General features: G+C 70.5%; 16 protein-coding genes, 1 other RNA gene, 1 pseudogene and 1 riboswitch. Of the genes and pseudogenes, 17 read left to right on the top strand and 1 reads right to left on the bottom strand.

All coding sequences use genetic code 11. The annotated features are described in order from the left end of the window. The first annotated feature begins 23 nt into the window (after positions 1–23). The 17 genes and pseudogenes from AAFN46_RS09425 to AAFN46_RS09345 all read left to right on the top strand — a co-directional run bounded on the left by AAFN46_RS09425 (position 24) and on the right by AAFN46_RS09345 (position 14,602). Positions 24–695, top strand: a complete 672-nt coding sequence (locus AAFN46_RS09425; protein ID WP_347808424.1) for a DNA-3-methyladenine glycosylase I — start codon at positions 24–26, stop codon at positions 693–695. Positions 696–806: 111 nt separating this feature from the next. Continuing rightward, positions 807–882, top strand: a non-coding RNA gene (locus AAFN46_RS09420) — sX9 sRNA. A gap of 14 nt (positions 883–896) precedes the next feature. Continuing rightward, positions 897–1,664 carry an NAD-dependent deacylase gene (locus AAFN46_RS09415; protein WP_347808423.1) on the top strand — a complete coding sequence of 256 codons (768 nt, stop codon included), beginning with the start codon at positions 897–899 and terminating at the stop codon, positions 1,662–1,664. 69 nt (positions 1,665–1,733) lie between these two features. Continuing rightward, the gene (locus tag AAFN46_RS09410) at positions 1,734–2,339 is read left to right on the top strand and encodes a C40 family peptidase (protein ID WP_347808422.1); all 606 of its coding nucleotides are present in this window, start codon (positions 1,734–1,736) and stop codon (positions 2,337–2,339) included. Positions 2,340–2,415: 76 nt separating this feature from the next. After that, complete coding sequence (locus tag AAFN46_RS09405) at positions 2,416–2,931, top strand: C40 family peptidase (protein ID WP_347808421.1); 516 nt, start codon at positions 2,416–2,418, stop codon at positions 2,929–2,931. Beyond that, on the top strand, positions 2,928–3,590 hold the full coding sequence (locus tag AAFN46_RS09400) for a class I SAM-dependent methyltransferase (RefSeq protein WP_347808420.1): 663 nt from the start codon (positions 2,928–2,930) through the stop codon (positions 3,588–3,590). The genes AAFN46_RS09405 and AAFN46_RS09400 overlap by 4 nt, the downstream gene beginning before the upstream one ends. Before the next feature lie 61 nt (positions 3,591–3,651). Continuing rightward, positions 3,652–3,870, top strand: a riboswitch (cobalamin riboswitch). Positions 3,871–3,987: 117 nt separating this feature from the next. Continuing rightward, positions 3,988–4,599, top strand: a complete 612-nt coding sequence (gene cobO / locus AAFN46_RS09395) for a cob(I)yrinic acid a,c-diamide adenosyltransferase (RefSeq protein ID WP_347808419.1) — start codon at positions 3,988–3,990, stop codon at positions 4,597–4,599. A 115-nt stretch (positions 4,600–4,714) separates the two neighbouring features. Further along, positions 4,715–6,007, top strand: a complete 1,293-nt coding sequence (locus AAFN46_RS09390) for a cobyrinate a,c-diamide synthase (protein ID WP_347808418.1) — start codon at positions 4,715–4,717, stop codon at positions 6,005–6,007. Further along, positions 6,004–6,654, top strand: coding sequence for a 5,6-dimethylbenzimidazole synthase (gene bluB / locus AAFN46_RS09385; RefSeq protein ID WP_347808417.1), 651 nt, complete (start codon positions 6,004–6,006; stop codon positions 6,652–6,654). The genes AAFN46_RS09390 and bluB overlap by 4 nt, the downstream gene beginning before the upstream one ends. Continuing rightward, positions 6,651–7,556: an adenosylcobinamide-phosphate synthase CbiB gene (cbiB, locus tag AAFN46_RS09380; protein ID WP_347808416.1), complete on the top strand. Its 906-nt coding sequence runs from the start codon at positions 6,651–6,653 to the stop codon at positions 7,554–7,556. Before bluB ends, cbiB begins: the two co-directional genes overlap by 4 nt. Then, on the top strand, positions 7,549–8,535 hold the full coding sequence (gene cobD, locus AAFN46_RS09375) for a threonine-phosphate decarboxylase CobD (RefSeq protein WP_347808415.1): 987 nt from the start codon (positions 7,549–7,551) through the stop codon (positions 8,533–8,535). The genes cbiB and cobD overlap by 8 nt, the downstream gene beginning before the upstream one ends. An 8-nt stretch (positions 8,536–8,543) precedes the next feature. Beyond that, positions 8,544–9,983: a cobyric acid synthase gene (locus AAFN46_RS09370; protein ID WP_347808611.1), complete on the top strand. Its 1,440-nt coding sequence runs from the start codon at positions 8,544–8,546 to the stop codon at positions 9,981–9,983. A 153-nt stretch (positions 9,984–10,136) separates the two neighbouring features. Beyond that, the gene (cobU, locus tag AAFN46_RS09365; protein WP_347808414.1) at positions 10,137–10,658 is read left to right on the top strand and encodes a bifunctional adenosylcobinamide kinase/adenosylcobinamide-phosphate guanylyltransferase; all 522 of its coding nucleotides are present in this window, start codon (positions 10,137–10,139) and stop codon (positions 10,656–10,658) included. Next, on the top strand, positions 10,655–11,710 hold the full coding sequence (gene cobT, locus AAFN46_RS09360) for a nicotinate-nucleotide--dimethylbenzimidazole phosphoribosyltransferase (RefSeq protein ID WP_347808413.1): 1,056 nt from the start codon (positions 10,655–10,657) through the stop codon (positions 11,708–11,710). The genes cobU and cobT overlap by 4 nt, the downstream gene beginning before the upstream one ends. Continuing rightward, a complete protein-coding gene (gene cobC / locus AAFN46_RS09355) occupies positions 11,707–12,279 on the top strand; it encodes an alpha-ribazole phosphatase family protein (RefSeq protein ID WP_347808412.1) in 573 nt (190 codons plus the stop codon). The genes cobT and cobC overlap by 4 nt, the downstream gene beginning before the upstream one ends. Beyond that, entirely contained in the window at positions 12,279–13,016 is a 738-nt protein-coding gene (locus AAFN46_RS09350) for an adenosylcobinamide-GDP ribazoletransferase (RefSeq protein WP_347808411.1), read from the top strand. The genes cobC and AAFN46_RS09350 overlap by 1 nt, the downstream gene beginning before the upstream one ends. 150 nt (positions 13,017–13,166) lie before the next feature. After that, positions 13,167–14,602, top strand: a pseudogene (locus AAFN46_RS09345) (amino acid permease). Between the two features lie 432 nt (positions 14,603–15,034). Here AAFN46_RS09345 and AAFN46_RS09340 read toward each other — a convergent pair. After that, entirely contained in the window at positions 15,035–16,090 is a 1,056-nt protein-coding gene (locus tag AAFN46_RS09340) for a metal-dependent hydrolase (protein ID WP_347808410.1), read from the bottom strand. Positions 16,091–16,106 lie beyond the last annotated feature (16 nt).

The raw sequence follows: 16,106 nt of genomic DNA, 5'->3' as shown, positions 1-16,106 counted from the left end.
GTGCGGCCAGCAGGAGGATCGGCATGCGCGACTATCAGTGGCTCCACGAATACTGTCTCAACCGCTTCGGCTCGGCCGCCGCACTGGAGGCCATGCTGCCTCAGCCCAGGAGCGACGCCGAGCTGCGCGCGCTGGGCGACGACCGCTACCTGTCGCTGATGGCCCTGCGGGTGTTCCGCGCCGGTCTCAAGCACAGCCTGGTGGATGCCAAGTGGCCGGCCTTCGAGGAGGTGTTCTTCGGCTTCGACCCGGACAAGGTGGTGCTGATGGGCGGCGAGCACCTGGAGCGGCTGATGCAGGACCAGCGCCTGATCCGTCACCTGGGCAAGCTCAAGAGCGTGCCGCGCAACGCCCAGTTCGTGCTCGACGTGCGCAAGGACAAGGGCAGCTTCGCCGCGCTGATCGCCGACTGGCCGGTGACCGACATCGTCGGCCTGTGGAAGTACCTGGCCAAGCACGGCAGCCAGCTCGGCGGACAGTCGGCGCCACGCTTCCTGCGCATGGTCGGCAAGGACACCTTCATCCCCACCGACGACATGGTCGCCGCGCTCAAGGCCCAGAAGATAGTCGACAAGGCGCCGACCAGCCTCAAGGAACTGGCCGCCGTGCAGAAAGCCTTCAACCTGTGGCACGAGCAGAGCGGCCGGCCGCTGTGCCAGCTGTCGGTGATGCTGGCGCATACGGTCAATCACTGAAAAAGCTACTGCGCGGGCGTGATCCCGATGCGGGCGGTGCTCGGACAGTCGGTACGCCGACTGAACGCAAGTTAGTGCGGCTCGCCAGAGCGAGCGGAGCGAGTCATCTGAATGTACTAGCTGTACATTCCGGTTCCTGTGCTCCGGCCGCACCGAGCTGACACCCGCTCGCTACGCTTTGCGGTCCGAGGAGACAATGCCATGCAACAGGACATCATTCGCGTCGCCCAGGCCATCCAGCGCGCCGAGCGCATCCTGATCATCACCGGTGCCGGGCTCTCGGCCGATTCCGGGCTGCCGACCTATCGCGGCCTCGGCGGGCTGTACAACGGCCTCACCGCCGAGGGTCTGCCGATCGAGGCGGCGCTGTCCGGGCCCATGCTCCAGCGCGACCCGGCGCTGTGCTGGAAGTACCTGGCGCAGCTCGGCGAGGCCTGCCTGAGCGCTAAGCCCAACGCCGGGCATGCCGCCATCGCCGAACTGCAGCGGCGCAAGCCGGGCTGCTGGGTGCTGACCCAGAATATCGACGGCTACCACCGCGCCGCCGGCTCGCCGGTCGAACGGCTGATCGAGATCCACGGCGAGCTGGCACCGCTGTTCTGCCAGTCCTGCGGCGCCGAGGACCCGCAGCTGGCCGAGCACCTCGCCCGACCTTTGCCGCCGCGCTGTGCCCAGTGTGGGGGCGTGCTGCGCCCGCCGGTGGTGCTGTTCGAGGAGATGCTGCCGGAACGGGCCATAGGCACACTCTATGATCAGGTGCGCGAGGGCTTCGAACTGGTCATGGCGGTGGGCACCACGGCGAGCTTCCCCTATATCGTCGAGCCGCTGGCGCAGGCCAGGCGCGACGGGGGTTTCACCGTGGAGGTGAACCCGCAGCGCACCGATATCAGCCGCTGGGTGGATGCCCGTCTGTCGGGGAGGGCGTCAGACGTTATGCCGGAACTACTGAGTCACATTTCCGGGCATTGAATTTGCAAATCATGCCGACAGACGGCATAGTCGCCCACCATCCAAGAACCAGAAGACACGGTCGTGCCCATGCTCAAGCGCTTCGCACCCCTCGTGCCCATTGCACTCTCAGCCCTGCTGGCGGCCTGCGCCAGCCAGGCGCCGCAGTCCCAGATGGATCTGGCCCAACAGCAGTCGCAGGAGCCGGTCGAGTACATGACCGACGAGCAGCTGGCCGCTGATATCACGGACGACAAGCCCTACGAACTGCCCTCGCTGGCGGACAGCATCCTCAGCGAAGGACTGGCGCTGGTCGGCACCAAGTACCGTTTCGGCGGCACCTCGATCAAGACCGGCTTCGACTGCAGCGGCTTCATCGGCTACCTGTTCAGGGAAGAGGCCGGCATGCAGTTGCCGCGCTCGACCCGCGAGATGATCAATCTCGACGCGCCGCTGGTGGCCCGCGACGAGCTGGAGCCGGGCGACCTGATCTTCTTCAACAACCGTGGCCGCGGCCGCGTCAGCCACGCCGGCATCTACCTGGGCGACGACCAGTTCATCCACTCCAGCAGCAGCCGCAGCGGCGGCGTGCGCATCGACAGCCTCGACGACAGCTACTGGAGCCGCAGCTACATGGAGGCCAAGCGCGTGCTGGCCCTGGCCCCGGAGCAGGAAGCCGAGACCCAGCAGCGCTAGCGCATCCGGCCGCGGGCTTGCACCCGTGGCCGCGAGCCGGCAGAGTAGGGCGCATTCCGGCCAGGACGCCCGCCCCATGCATTTCACGGCTCGTCTCTCCCTGCTAGCCCTCGCCGCGCTGCTCACCGCCTGCGCCGGCAACCCTCCCGTCGAACATTCCCCCAGCCCCTTCGCCACGACCGACGCCAGCGCCAGCGATGTGCTGATCAGCGCCATCGGCCTGGTCGGCACGCCCTACCGCTACGGCGGCAATACACCGGACAGCGGCTTCGACTGCAGCGGCCTGATCGGCTACGTCTACCGCAACTCGGCCGGCATCGCCCTGCCACGCTCGACCCGCGAGATGATCCTGATACGTGCGCCCAGCGTGAACCGCGACCAGTTGCAGAGCGGCGACCTGGTGTTCTTCGCCACCGATGGCGGCGGCAAGGTCAGCCACGCCGGCATCTACGTCGGCGAGGGGCGTTTCGTCCACGCGCCGTCCAGTGGCGGCACGGTGCGCCTGGACCATCTGAGCCAGGCCTACTGGCAGAAGACCTTCCTCACCGGCAAGCGCGTGCTGGCCGGCCGGCACCTGGCGCAGCAACCATGACCAACCGCACCCTGAGCCTCGACGACGCCCTCTACCAGTACCTGCTCGACGTCTCCCTGCGCGAGTCGCCGCTGCAGAAGCGCTTGCGCGAAGAGACCGCGCAGCTGCCCATGGCGCGCTGGCAGATAGCGCCCGAGCAGGGTCAGTTCATGGCCCTGCTGGTGCAGATCAGCGGCGCGCGCAAGATTCTCGAGATCGGCACCTTCACCGGCTACAGCGCCCTGTGCATGGCCCAGGCGATGCCGGCCGACGGCCGCCTGATCTGCTGCGACCTGCCTGGCGAGTACAACGCCATCGCCGAGCGCTACTGGTACGAGGCCGGCGTCGGCGAGCGCATCGAACTGCGTCTGGCGCCGGCGCTGGAGAGCCTGAATGCCCTGGAACGCGCCGGCGAGGTCGAGAGCTTCGACCTGATCTTCATCGACGCCGACAAGGCCAACTACCCGGTGTACCTGGAGCATGCCCTGGCGCTGGTGCGCAGGGGCGGGCTGATCCTGTTCGACAACGTGCTGTGGAGCGGGCGGGTGCTGGAGCAGAGCCCGGACAGCCAGGACACCCGCGCCATCCAGTCGCTCAACCGGGCGCTCAAGCGCGACAGCCGCGTCGACCTCAGCCTGCTGCCGCTGGGCGACGGCCTGACCCTGTGCCGCAAGCGCTGAGCCGGCACGCAGGCGCGCCACTGAGGCGCCGTGGCGTTGACGCTCCCGGCCCCAGCCTCTACCCTGCGCGCCAGCAACAGGTGCCCCCGACGCATGGCGTGCGAGGGGTGAAACAGGGAAGCCGGTCCATTCGTTGACGAGCAATCCGGCGCTGCCCCCGCAACGGTAGGCGAGACAAGGGTCGCACTATGCCACTGTGCCTCTGCACGGGAAGGCGCGACCTGCGGGCCCCAGGCCCGGCTCGCGAGCCCGGAGACCGGCCTGTCGCGTTTTCCACGGCAGTGCGGCGGGCTCTGCGGTCGCGGGCCCGTGCCCGGCCGCCGCCTTTGTCCCTCCTGCCCCGATCGACTGCGCCCGCCTCGGGCGTGCACGGCGCCCGCGCGCCCAGGAGCCCCAGATGAGCGAATCGGCCGAACGCGACGCCCGCCACCGCGCCCGCATGCAGCGCAAGAAGGCGCTGATCGACCAGAAGATCGAGCAGGCCCAGGACGAGTACGGCCTGCTGCTGGTGCATTCCGGCAACGGCAAGGGCAAGAGCAGCTCGGCCTTCGGCATGGTCGCCCGCGCCCTGGGGCACGGCATCAGGGTCGGCGTGGTGCAGTTCATCAAGGGCGCCGCCAGCACCGGCGAAGAGGCCTTCTTTCGCCGCTTCCCCGATGAAGTGCAGTGGTTCGTCATGGGCGAAGGCTTCACCTGGGAGACCCAGGATCGCCAGCGCGACATCGCCATGGCCGCCGAGGCCTGGCAGGTGGCGCGCCGTCTGCTGGCCGACGACAGCATCGGCCTGGTGGTGCTCGACGAGCTGAATATCGCCCTCAAGCACGGCTACCTGCAGCTGGACCAAGTGCTCGCCGATATCGAGGCGCGCCCGCTGGCCCAGCATGTGGTGGTGACCGGCCGCGGCGCCCAGCCGGGCCTGGTCGAGGCGGCCGATACCGTCACCGAGATGGGCCTGGTCAAGCACGCCTTCAAGGCCGGGGTGAAGGCGCAGAAAGGGGTGGAGTTTTGAGTCACTACCCTCTCCCCCAGCCCCTCTCCCATAAATGGGCGAGGGGAGTCGCTCGTAATGGCCGCGGATTCACTTCTCCCTCTCCCGCGTGCGGGAGAGGGCCGGGGAGAGGGCAATGAGCGCTCGCAGCTGCCCGGCCCTGCTGATCGCCGCCCCCGCTTCCGGCCAGGGCAAGACCACGGTCACCACCGCCCTGGCGCGCCTGCACGCGCGCGCCGGGCGCAAGGTGCGGGTGTTCAAGTGCGGCCCCGACTTCCTCGACCCGATGATCCTCGCCCGCGCCAGCGGCGCGCCGGTGTACCAGCTCGACCTGTGGATGGTCGGCGAGGAAGAGTGCCGGCGCCTGCTCTGGCAGGCGGCGGGCGAGGCCGACCTGATCCTGATCGAGGGCGTCATGGGCCTGTTCGACGGTGCGCCCTCGGCCGCCGACCTGGCGCGGCGCTTCGGCGTGCCGGTGCTGGGGGTGATCGAGGCGGGCGCCATGGCCCAGACCTTCGGCGCCCTGGCCTATGGGCTGGCGCATTTCCAGGCCGACCTGCCGTTCGCCGGGGTGCTGGCCAACCGCACCGGCAGCGAGCGGCACAACGGCATCCTGCGCGACAGCCTGCCGGAGTCGATCCGCTGGTTCGGCGGCCTGCCGCGCTGCGCCGCGCTGGAGCTGCCGCGCCGCCACCTGGGGCTGATCCAGGCCGAGGAACTGGCCGACCTGGACGCCCGCCTGGACACCGCCGCCGATGCCCTGCTGGCCAGCGCCGGCATGCTGCTGCCCGAGCCGGTGAGCTTTGCCGCGCCCGCCGCGCAGGTCATCGAGCCGCTGCTGCGCGGCGTGCGCATCGGCGTGGCGCGCGACACCAGCTTCGCCTTCCTCTACCAGGCCAACCTCGACCTGCTGCGCGCGCTGGGCGCCGAGCTGGTGTTCTTCTCGCCACTGGCCGATGCGGCGTTGCCGGCGGTCGACAGCCTGTACCTGCCCGGCGGCTATCCCGAACTGCACCTGGCGGCCCTGGCCGGCAACCGCGCCATGCTGCAGGCCATCCGCGCCCACCATGGCGCCGGCAAGCCGCTGCTCGCCGAGTGCGGCGGCATGCTCTACCTGCTCGACGCGCTGACCGACAAGCAGGGCGAGGGCGCCGAGCTGCTCGGCCTGCTGCCGGGCAGCGCGCGCATGCAGCCGCGCCTGGCCGCCCTGGCCCTGCAGCAGGTGGAGCTGCCGGAAGGCATGCTGCGCGGGCATACTTACCACCATTCCGTGCTGGACTGCGCCGCGGCGCCGCTGGCCAGGGGCGTCTGCCCGAACGGCAAGGCGGTGGCCGAGGCGGTGTACCGCAGCGGCCGCCTGACCGCCTCCTATATCCACTTCTACCTGCCGTCCAACCCCAGGGCGACGGCCGAGCTGCTGCAGCCATGAGCGACCACGCCTTCAGCCCCGAGGAACGCGCCGCGGTCTACCGCGCCATCGCCGAGCGCCGCGACATGCGCCACTTCGCCGGCGGCGAGGTGGCGCCCGAGCTGCTCGCGCGCCTGCTGCGGGCGGCGCACCAGGCGCCCAGCGTCGGCCTGATGCAGCCCTGGCGCTTTATCCGCATCACCCGGCCCGAGCTGCGCGAGGCCATCCATGGCCTGGTCGAGGCCGAGCGGGTGCGCACCGCCGAGGCCCTGGGCGAGCGCAGCGACGAATTCATGCGGCTCAAGGTCGAGGGCATTCGCGACTGCGCCGAGCTGCTGGTGGCGGCGCTGATGGACGGGCGCGAGGCCCATGTGTTCGGCCGTCGCACAATGCCGCAGATGGACCTGGCCTCGCTCGCCTGCGCCATCCAGAACCTCTGGCTGGCGGCCCGCGCCGAGGGCCTGGGGCTGGGCTGGGTGTCGCTGTTCGATCCGCTGGCGCTGGCCGAGCTGCTCGGCATGCCGGCCGGCAGCCAGCCGGTGGCGGTGCTCTGCCTGGGGCCGGTGGGCGAGTTCTACCAGCGGCCGATGCTGGTGCAGGAGGGCTGGGCCAGCGAACGGGCGCTGGACCAGCTGGTGTTCGCCGACCGCTGGGGGCGGCGCCCATGAGCCTGGCGCTGTCCGCCCTGGCCGGCGTCGGCCTGGACGCCTGGCTGGGCGAGGCGCGGCGCTGGCACCCGCTGGTGGGCTTCGGCAACCTGGCGCGGCGCATCGAGGCGCGCCTCAACGCCGGCGGCCGTGGCTGGCGCAGCCATGGCGTCACCGGCTGGTGCCTGGCGGTGCTGCCGCCGGTGCTGCTGGTCTGGCTGCTGAGCCTGTCCAGCCTGGGCTGGCTGGTCGATATCCTCGTCCTGTACTTCGCCCTCGGCCTGAAGAGTCTCGCCCAGCATGCGCTGCCGGTGGCCCAGGCCCTGCGCCTGGGCGATCTGCCCGAGGCGCGCAGGCGGGTCGGCTATCTGGTCAGCCGCCGCACCAGCGAACTGGACGCCAGCGGCGTGGCCCGCGCCGGCACCGAGTCGGTGCTGGAGAACGGCGCCGACGCGGTGTTCGCCTCGCTGTTCTGGTTCGCCGTGCTGGGCGCGCCGGGCGTGCTGCTGCATCGCCTGAGCAACACCCTGGACGCCATGTGGGGCTACCGCAACGAGCGTTTCGAACGCTTCGGCTGGGCCGCCGCGCGCATCGACGACGCGCTCAATTACCTGCCCGCGCGCCTGGTGGCGCTGACCTATGCGCTGCTCGGCCGCAGTGGTCAGGCCCTGCGCTGCTGGCGCCGCCAGGCGCCGGCCTGGGACAGCCCCAACGCCGGCCCGGTGATGGCCGCCGGCGCCGGGGCGCTGGGCGTCAGCCTGGGCGGCGCGGCCGTCTATCACGGCGTCGAGGAGCAGCGCCCGCAGCTCGGCGCAGGCCCTGCGGCGCGGGCCCGCGATATCGAGCGGGCGCTCAATCTGGTCTACCTAGGTGTGGGCCTGTGGCTGAGCGCCCTGGTGCTGCTGGAGGCCTACCTTGCTTGAGCATGGCGGACGGCTGCGCGAGGCGGCGCGGCGCTACGGCATTGCCCTGGCCGACTGGCTCGACCTGTCCACCGGCATCGCGCCCTATGGCTGGCCGCTGCCGGCCATCGAGGCGAGCGCCTGGCGGCGCCTGCCGGAGCCGGACGACGGTCTGCTCGCCGCGGCATGCGCCTACTACGGCGCCGCGGCCGCGCTGCCGGTGGCCGGCTCGCAGGCGGCGATCCAGGCCCTGCCGCGTCTGCGCCGGCCCGCCGCGCGGGTCGGGGTGTTGGCCCCGGCCTATGCCGAGCATGCCCACGCCTGGCGCCGCGAGGGCCATCTACTGCAGGAACTGAGCGAGGCCGCGGTGGAGCGCGCCCTGGAGCGTCTCGACGTGCTGCTGCTGGTCAATCCCAACAACCCGACTGGGCGGCTGATCGAGCGCCAGCGCCTGCTGGGCTGGCACGCGCGCCTGGCCGAACGCGGCGGCTGGCTGTTGGTGGACGAGGCCTTCATGGACTGCAGCCCCGAGCACAGCCTGGCCGCCGACAGTCATCTGCCGGGGCTGATCGTGCTGCGCTCGTTCGGCAAGTTCTTCGGCCTGGCCGGCATTCGCCTGGGCTTCGTGCTGGCCGCGAGCGAGCTGCTGGAGCACCTCGACGACCAGCTCGGCCCCTGGGCAGTCGGCGGGCCGACGCGGGCGCTGGCCATGCCGCTGCTGGCCGACGCCGAGGGCCAGGCCCGCCAGCGCGAGCGCCTGCGCGGCGACGGCCTGCGCCTGGCCGTGCTGCTCAGCGCCCATGGCCTGGCCCCGGCCGGCGGCACGGCGCTGTTCCAGCTGGTCGGCCACCCGCAGGCGGTCGGCCTGCACGGCTACTTCGCCCGCCGCGGCATCCTGGTCCGGCTGTTCGCCGAAAGCCGCTGCCTGCGCTTCGGCCTGCCTGCCGACGAGGCCGGCTGGCAGCGTCTGGAGCAGGCGCTGCAGGAGATGCCGGCGTGACCACATTGATGATCCAGGGCACCACCTCGGATGCCGGCAAGAGCACGCTGGTGACCGCCCTGTGCCGCTGGCTCAAGCGCCAGGGCGTGAGCGTGGTGCCGTTCAAGCCGCAGAATATGGCGCTCAACAGCGCGGTGACCTTTGACGGCGGCGAGATCGGCCGCGCCCAGGCGGTGCAGGCCCAGGCCGCCGGCCTGGCGCCGCATACCGATATGAACCCGGTGCTGCTCAAGCCCAACTCCGACACCGGCGCCCAGGTGATCATCCACGGCCGCGCCATCGGCAATATGCACGCCGTGGCCTACCACGACTACAAGCGCGTGGCCCGCGAGGCGGTGCTGGAATCCCATGCCCGGCTGTGCCAGCAGTACCCGCTGGTGATGGTCGAGGGCGCCGGCTCGCCGGCCGAGATCAACCTCAGGGCGGGGGACATCGCCAACATGGGCTTCGCCGAGGCGGTGGACTGCCCGGTGATCCTCATCGCCGATATCGACAAGGGCGGCGTGTTCGCCCACCTGGTCGGCACCCTGGAGCTGCTATCGTCGAGCGAGCAGGCGCGGGTCAGGGGCTTCGTGATCAACCGCTTTCGCGGCGACATCGCCCTGCTGCAGCCGGGGCTGGACTGGCTGGAGCAAAGAACCGGCAAGCCGATACTCGGCGTGCTGCCCTATCTGATGGATTTCCATCTGGAGGCCGAGGACGCGGTGCAGGTACTGCAGCCGGACAAGGCCGGCGAGGTGCTGCGCGTGGCCGTGCCGGTGCTGCCGCGGATCAGCAACCACACCGACTTCGACCCGCTGCGCCTGCACCCGCAGGTGGACCTGCGGTTCGTCGGTCCCGGCCAGCCGATTCCGCCGGCCGACCTGATCATCCTGCCCGGCTCGAAGAGCGTGCGCGCCGACCTGGCGCGCCTGCGCGAGCACGGCTGGGACGCCGCCATCGCCCGCCACCTGCGCTACGGCGGCAAGGTCCTGGGCATCTGCGGCGGCCTGCAGATGCTCGGCACCCGCATCGACGACCCGCACGGCCTGGAAGGCCCGGCCGGCAGCAGCGCGGGTCTCGGCCTGCTCGACTACACGACGGTGCTGGAGCCGGAGAAGCAGCTGCGCAATGTGCGCGGGCGCCTGAGCCTGGGCGAGCTGGAAGTGAGCGGCTATGAGATCCATGCCGGGGTCAGCAGCGGCCCGGCGCTGAGCGCACCTGTCGTGCGCCTGGACGATGGCCGCAGTGACGGCGCCCTCAGCGCCGACGGCCAGGTCATGGCCACCTACCTGCACGGCCTGTTCGAGCAACCGGCCGCCTGCGCCGAGTTGCTGCGTTGGGCCGGCCTGCGCGAGGCGCGCCAGGTGGATTACCATGCGCGCCGCGAACGCGATATCGAGCGCCTGGCCGACCTGGTCGAGGCGCACCTGGATACTCGGCTGCTCCGCGAGTTATGTGGGTTGTGAGGGGGTGGCGACTCCCTCACCCCAACCCTCTCCCGGGGGGAGAGGGGGTGGTTCCGTGCGGGTGTTCGAACACCGATTTCAACGCAATCCCGATCAGCTCCCTCTCCCTCCGGGAGAGGGCTGGGGTGAGGGCCGGCTGGCAGAGGTGCCGACATGCTTGAACTGATCCTCGGCGGTGCCCGTTCCGGCAAGAGCCGCCTGGCCGAGAAGCTGGCCGCCGAAAGTGGCCTGCAGGTCAGCTATATCGCCACCGCCCAGGCCTGGGACGGCGAGATGGCCAGGCGCATCGCCCACCACCGGTCTTCGCGCCCGGCCCATTGGGCCCTGGTGGAAGAACCGCTCGAACTGGCCCGCGCCCTGCGCGACAATGCTGCCCCCGGGCGCTGCCTGCTGGTCGACTGCCTGACCCTGTGGCTGACCAACCTGCTGATGCTCGAAGACGACAGCCGCCTGGCCATGCAGCGCGACGCCTTCCTCGAATGCCTGGGCGAGCTGCCGGGACGCATCATCCTGGTCAGCAACGAGACCGGCCTGGGCGTGGTGCCGCTGGGCGAACTGACCCGCCGCTACGTCGACGAGGCCGGCTGGCTACACCAGGCCGTGGCCGAACGGGCCGAGCGCGTGCAGTTCTGCGTCGCCGGCCTGCCCATGCTGCTCAAAGGAGCGCCGCTATGACCGCTTCACCCTGGTGGCAGCAAGCCTGTCGCCAGCCCGACACCGGCGCCGAGGCCGCCGCCCTGGCGCGCCAGGCGCAGCTGACCAAGCCGGCCGGCGCCCTCGGCGTGCTGGAGGCCCTGGCCGTGCGCCTGGCCGCCCTGCAGGGCCGCGAGAAGCCGGCCATCGGCAGCCCGCAGATCGCCCTGTTCGCCGGCGACCACGGCGTGGTGGCCGAAGGCGTGTCGGCCTACCCGCAGGCGGTCACCGCGCAGATGCTCGGCAACTTCGTCGCCGGCGGCGCGGCGATCAGCGTGCTGGCCCGCGAGCAGGGCGTGCCGCTGCGCCTGGTCGACCTCGGCACCATCGATCCCGACCTGGAGCTGCCCGGCGTGCGTCATATGCGCCTGGGCGCCGGCACCGCCAACTTCGCCGCCGGGCCGGCGATGACCGCCGAGCAGTGCGCCGCCGCCCTGCAGGCCGGGCGCGAGACGCTGCAGCAGGCGCTGAGCGAAGGCTGCGATCTATTCCTGGCCGGCGAGATGGGCATCGGCAATACCAGCGCCGCCACGGCCCTGGCCTGCGCCCTGAGCGATCTGCCCCCGGCCCAGCTGACCGGCCCCGGCACCGGCCTGGATGGCGCCGGCGTCGGCCGCAAGCAGGCGGTGATCGAACGCGCCCTGAGCCTGCACGGCGCGGCGCTCGCCGAGCCGCTGGAGGCCCTGCGCCGGGTCGGCGGCTTCGAGCTGGCGGCCCTGGCCGGCGCCTACCTGGCCTGCGCCCAGGCCGGCATCCCGGCGGTGGTCGACGGCTTTATCTGCAGCGCGGCGGCCCTCTGCGCCGTGCGCCTGAACCCCGGCGTGCGGCCCTGGCTGCTGTTCGCCCATGCCGGCGCCGAGCCGGGCCATGCCGCGCTGCTGGCCGAACTCGGCGGCGAACCGCTGCTCGACCTCGGCCTGCGCCTGGGCGAGGGCAGCGGTGCGGCCCTGGCGCTGCCCCTGATCAAACTGGCCTGCGCGCTGCACGGCGGCATGGCGACCTTTTCCGAAGCACTCGTTGAGGACAGACAATGACCCTTTCCCTGGATATGTTGCGCCACGGCGTGACCGACGCCGGCCCCGGCTTTCGCGGCAGCAGCGACGACGCGCTGACCGAGCAGGGCCGCCAGCAGATGCAACTGGCCCTGGCCGGCAAGAGCGGCTGGGACCTGGTGATCAGCTCGCCGCTGCAGCGCTGCGAGTCGTTCGCCCGCGAATATGCGCAAGGCCTGGGCCTGCCGCTGCGCATCGAGGCCGACCTGCGCGAGCTGCACTTCGGCGAGTGGGAAGGGCGCAACTCGGCGGAGATCCTGCTGGAGGACCCGCAGGCCCTCGGCGAGTTCTGGAACGACCCCTACCGTTTCACCCCGCCGGGCGCCGAGCCGGTCAAGGACTTCGCCGCGCGCGTGCTGGGCGCTGTCGAGCGCCTGCAGGCCGAGCTGGATGGCAAGCGCGTGCTGCTGATCACCCACGGCGGGGTGATGCGCCTGCTGCTGGCGCGCGCGCGCAATCTGCCGGAAAACCAGTTGCTGCAGGTGGAAGTGGGCTACGGCGCGCTGCACGGCCTGCAGGTCGAGGCCGGCCTGGCGCTGACCGAAGCCTGATGCTGCCGCAGCCCGCGCTGATCGCCCTGCAATTCCTCACCCGCCTGCCGGTGCGCCTGCCCGGCATGCCGGAGCCCGAGCAGGTCGGTCGCTCGCTGCTCTGGTACCCGGCGGTGGGGCTGCTGCTCGGCGGCCTGCTGCTGGCGCTGCATGGGCTGCTCGGCGCCACCCCGGCGCTGCTGCAGGCGGCGCTTCTGCTCGCTGTCTGGGTCGGGCTGAGCGGCGGCCTGCATCTGGACGGCCTGGCCGACACGGCCGACGCCTGGGTCGGCGGCCACGGTGATCGTGAGCGCACGCTCGACATCATGAAGGACCCGCGCAGCGGGCCCATCGCCGTGGTCGTGCTGGTGCTGCTGCTATTGCTCAAGTTCGCCGCCCTGGCGCTGCTGCTGGAGCAGGGGGCCTGGGCCTGCCTGCTGCTGGCGCCCTGGCTGGGTCGCGCGCTGTTGCCGCTGCTGCTGCTGACCACGCCCTACGTGCGTGCCGGCGGCCTCGGTGCGGCGCTCGCCGGGCATCTGCCGCGCGAGCGCCTGCCGCAGCTGTTGGCACTGCACGGCCTGGCCATGCTGCTGCTGGGCTGGAGCGGCCTGCTGGCGCTGGCCGCCGCCGCGCTGGCGTTCTGGCTGCTGCGCCGCGCCTGCGTCGCGCGCCTGGGCGGCACCACCGGCGACACCGCCGGGGCCCTGGTCGAGCTGGGCGAATGCGCGGTACTGCTGGCCCTGGCCCTGTTCGGCTAGGTGGCCTTGGACGCTTGCCGGGCGGGTGTATACTGCGCCGCTGCCGCCGCACGGCGGCCGACAGTTTCCGCGGGATCACGAGTCCGGCGGCTCATTCCGACAGACAGGTGAACCCATGCCTCGCACTGGTCTTTCCCCCAGGAGCGCTCGCTGATGTCCGAGCATCTCCACACCGGCCCGCTCGAGCGTGGCCTGAAGAACCGCCATATCCAGCTGATCGCCCTCGGCGGCGCCATCGGCACCGGCCTGTTCCTCGGCTCCGCCGGGGTGATGCAGAGCGCCGGCCCGTCGATGATCCTCGGCTATGCCATCGGCGGCTTCATCGCCTTCCTGATCATGCGCCAGCTCGGCGAGATGATCGTCGAGGAGCCGGTCGCCGGCTCCTTCAGCCACTTCGCCCACAGCTACTGGGGCCCGTTCGCCGGCTTCCTCTCCGGCTGGAACTACTGGGTGCTCTACGTGCTGGTCGGCATGGCCGAGCTCACCGCGGTCGGCAAGTACGTGCAGTACTGGTGGCCGGAGATACCCACCTGGGCCACGGCGGCGGCCTTCTTCGTGCTGATCAATCTGATCAACCTGGTCAACGTCAGGGCCTTCGGCGAGACCGAGTTCTGGTTCGCCATCATCAAGGTGGTGGCCATCATCGGCATGATCCTCATCGGCGGCTGGCTGCTGTTCAGCGGCACTGGCGGCGAGCAGGCCAGCATCAGCAACCTGTGGAGCCATGGCGGCTTCTTCCCCAACGGCGTGTCCGGGCTGGTGATGATGATGGCGATCATCATGTTCAGCTTCGGCGGCCTGGAGCTGGTCGGCATCACCGCCGCCGAGGCCGACCAGCCGCGCAAGGTGATCCCCAAGGCGATCAACCAGGTGGTCTGGCGCATCCTGATCTTCTACATCGGCGCGCTGACCATCCTGCTGGCGCTGCACCCCTGGGACGAGATGGTCAAGACCCTGACCAGCGGTGGCGACGCCTACGCCAGCAGCCCCTTCGTGCAGATTTTCTCGCTGATCGGCGAGGACACCGCCGCCCACGTGCTCAACTTCGTGGTGCTGACCGCCGCGCTGTCGGTCTACAACAGCGGTGTGTACTGCAACAGCCGCATGCTCTACGGTCTGGCCGAGCAGGGCGATGCGCCCAAGGCGCTGCTGAAGGTCAACTCGCGCGGCGTGCCGGTTCTGGCCATCGCCCTGTCGGCGGCGGTGACCCTGCTCTGCGTGCTGGTCAACTACCTGGCCCCGCAGAGCGCGCTGGAGCTGCTGATGTCGCTGGTGGTGGCCTCCCTGGTGATCAACTGGGCGATGATCAGCTTCTCCCACCTGAAGTTCCGCAAGGCCATGCTGGCCAAGGGCGTGGAGCCGGGCTTCAAGGCCTTCTGGTACCCCTTCGGCAACTACCTGTGCCTGGCCTTCGTGCTGTTCATCCTCGGCGTGATGCTGATGATCCCGGGCATCCAGGTATCGGTGTACGCCATGCCGGTGTGGATCCTGTTCATCTGGATCTGCTACCGCATCAAGCAGGCCGGCGCCGCGGCGCAGGCCAGCAATGCCTGATCGGTAAGCCCAGAGCCCGGCCAATGCTGTAATGCTGTTCACTTAAGAAAACGCCGTGATTTCTTCACAGAGTCGCGGCGTTTTTCTGGCTTGTGTCTGCCTGAGGGCACACTGCGCAATGCCCTCGCTTGGATGTTCTCCCGGTAAAAGGTGTCCTAAGTGCTCCCCTCTCCCGCCGGGAGAGGGGCTGGGGGTGAGGGTGTTTCGGCGAGTCCCTCACCCCGGCCCTCACCCCGGCCCTCTCCCAGGGGGAGAGGGAGAACAGCAGCCGCAGACCTGAACCAAGAAAAATCCGGCCGTGGCCGTGATGCCGCTAAGTGAACAGCATTACGGCCAATGCCGGGCTTTTCGTTTGTGCAGCGTGGTAGCCCGGATGCAATCCGGGAAACAGGCAGCACCGACCCCGGATTGCATCCGGGCCACAACGGCCGGGGCGCCCCTCTCCCGTCGGATGCGCGGCAGCGTCAGGGGCGCACGCCAGTTGGTCGGCTCAGCTCGTCGGCCCAGGCCAGCAGCGACAGCGGCTGGCCCTCGTTCCAGATGCGCCGCCAGAGCACCAGCAGATGTTCGGGATGACCACGGCTGAAGGGCAGGCGATCGACTTCGGCCAGCGGCTGCCAGCGGCCGTCGCGGCGCTCTGCGAAGACGAAGCGGAAGGGGTGGAAGCCGGTCATGCCCAGACGCAGGTCGGTGACTATCAACTGCTCGTCGACCCGGTCGTAGCGCAGCACCCCGTGGGTGAACCAGTCCAATCGCTGATGTTGCGGCGAGTGGCGCAGCAGCGCGGCCAGTTCGCCGCCACGCGGAATACGCTCGAGGCGCGGAGGGGCCCGGTCCAGCCAGCCGACCAGCGCCTCGTGGTAATCGTCGCCATCTATCACTATCACCCGCCACAGCAGGCTGTTGAACGGCGTCGGCGTGCTGAACAGCTGTTCGGCCTGGATGCCCTGGCGCGCCAGCTCGGCTTCGACGTGCCGCTCGGCCATTTGCTTGCCGGCCAGGGTGCTGGCCAGGTACAGGCTGGACAGGCCGAGCGCCCCATAGGCCAGCCACTGCCAGCGCCCGCGCAGGCCGCGCCACAGGCCGGCGGCCACGGCCACCAGCAGCGGCAGGGTGTACAGCGGATCGATGATGAAGATCGAGGACCAGGCGATGGGGGGCGGCGTCAGCGGCCAGAACAGCTGGGTGCCGTAGCCGGTGAAGGCATCCAGCAACGGATGGGTGATCAGCACCAGCCATATGGCGAGGAACAGCCGTGTGCTCGAATAGGCCGGGTTGGGCCGCCAGCGTCGCACCGCTGCGGTGATCGGCACGGCCAGGACGCTGAGCAGCAGCAGCGAATGGCTGAAGCCGCGGTGCTCGGTCATGTTGGCCACGGCGTCGCCATAGTCGATGACCACATCGAGGTCGGGCAGGGTGGCGAGCATGGCGCCGTAGAGCAGGGCGCGGCGGCCCTGCCAGCGGCCGAGCAGGGCGCCCTGCAGGGTGGCGCCGAGCACGGCCTGGGTGATCGAGTCCATCGGTCTTCTCGTCGAC

The organism is Pseudomonas sp. CAU 1711, assembly GCF_039888625.1.
Classification (GTDB): Bacteria; Pseudomonadota; Gammaproteobacteria; order Pseudomonadales; family Pseudomonadaceae; genus Aquipseudomonas.
This window is presented reverse-complemented; position numbering and strand designations above follow the sequence as displayed.

Excerpts from the sequence above, each read along its gene's own strand:
- AAFN46_RS09425 (WP_347808424.1), top strand. The coding sequence starts at position 24 with ATGCGCGACTATCAGTGGCTCCACGAATACTGTCTCAACCGCTTCGGC.
- AAFN46_RS09415 (WP_347808423.1), top strand. The coding sequence starts at position 897 with ATGCAACAGGACATCATTCGCGTCGCCCAGGCCATCCAGCGCGCCGAG.
- AAFN46_RS09410 (WP_347808422.1), top strand. The coding sequence starts at position 1,734 with ATGCTCAAGCGCTTCGCACCCCTCGTGCCCATTGCACTCTCAGCCCTG.
- AAFN46_RS09405 (WP_347808421.1), top strand. The coding sequence starts at position 2,416 with ATGCATTTCACGGCTCGTCTCTCCCTGCTAGCCCTCGCCGCGCTGCTC.
- AAFN46_RS09400 (WP_347808420.1), top strand. The coding sequence starts at position 2,928 with ATGACCAACCGCACCCTGAGCCTCGACGACGCCCTCTACCAGTACCTG.
- cobO (WP_347808419.1), top strand. The coding sequence starts at position 3,988 with ATGAGCGAATCGGCCGAACGCGACGCCCGCCACCGCGCCCGCATGCAG.
- AAFN46_RS09390 (WP_347808418.1), top strand. The coding sequence starts at position 4,715 with ATGAGCGCTCGCAGCTGCCCGGCCCTGCTGATCGCCGCCCCCGCTTCC.
- bluB (WP_347808417.1), top strand. The coding sequence starts at position 6,004 with ATGAGCGACCACGCCTTCAGCCCCGAGGAACGCGCCGCGGTCTACCGC.
- cbiB (WP_347808416.1), top strand. The coding sequence starts at position 6,651 with ATGAGCCTGGCGCTGTCCGCCCTGGCCGGCGTCGGCCTGGACGCCTGG.
- AAFN46_RS09370 (WP_347808611.1), top strand. The coding sequence starts at position 8,544 with ATGATCCAGGGCACCACCTCGGATGCCGGCAAGAGCACGCTGGTGACC.
- cobU (WP_347808414.1), top strand. The coding sequence starts at position 10,137 with ATGCTTGAACTGATCCTCGGCGGTGCCCGTTCCGGCAAGAGCCGCCTG.
- cobT (WP_347808413.1), top strand. The coding sequence starts at position 10,655 with ATGACCGCTTCACCCTGGTGGCAGCAAGCCTGTCGCCAGCCCGACACC.
- cobC (WP_347808412.1), top strand. The coding sequence starts at position 11,707 with ATGACCCTTTCCCTGGATATGTTGCGCCACGGCGTGACCGACGCCGGC.
- AAFN46_RS09350 (WP_347808411.1), top strand. The coding sequence starts at position 12,279 with ATGCTGCCGCAGCCCGCGCTGATCGCCCTGCAATTCCTCACCCGCCTG.
- AAFN46_RS09340 (WP_347808410.1), bottom strand. The coding sequence starts at position 16,090 with ATGGACTCGATCACCCAGGCCGTGCTCGGCGCCACCCTGCAGGGCGCC.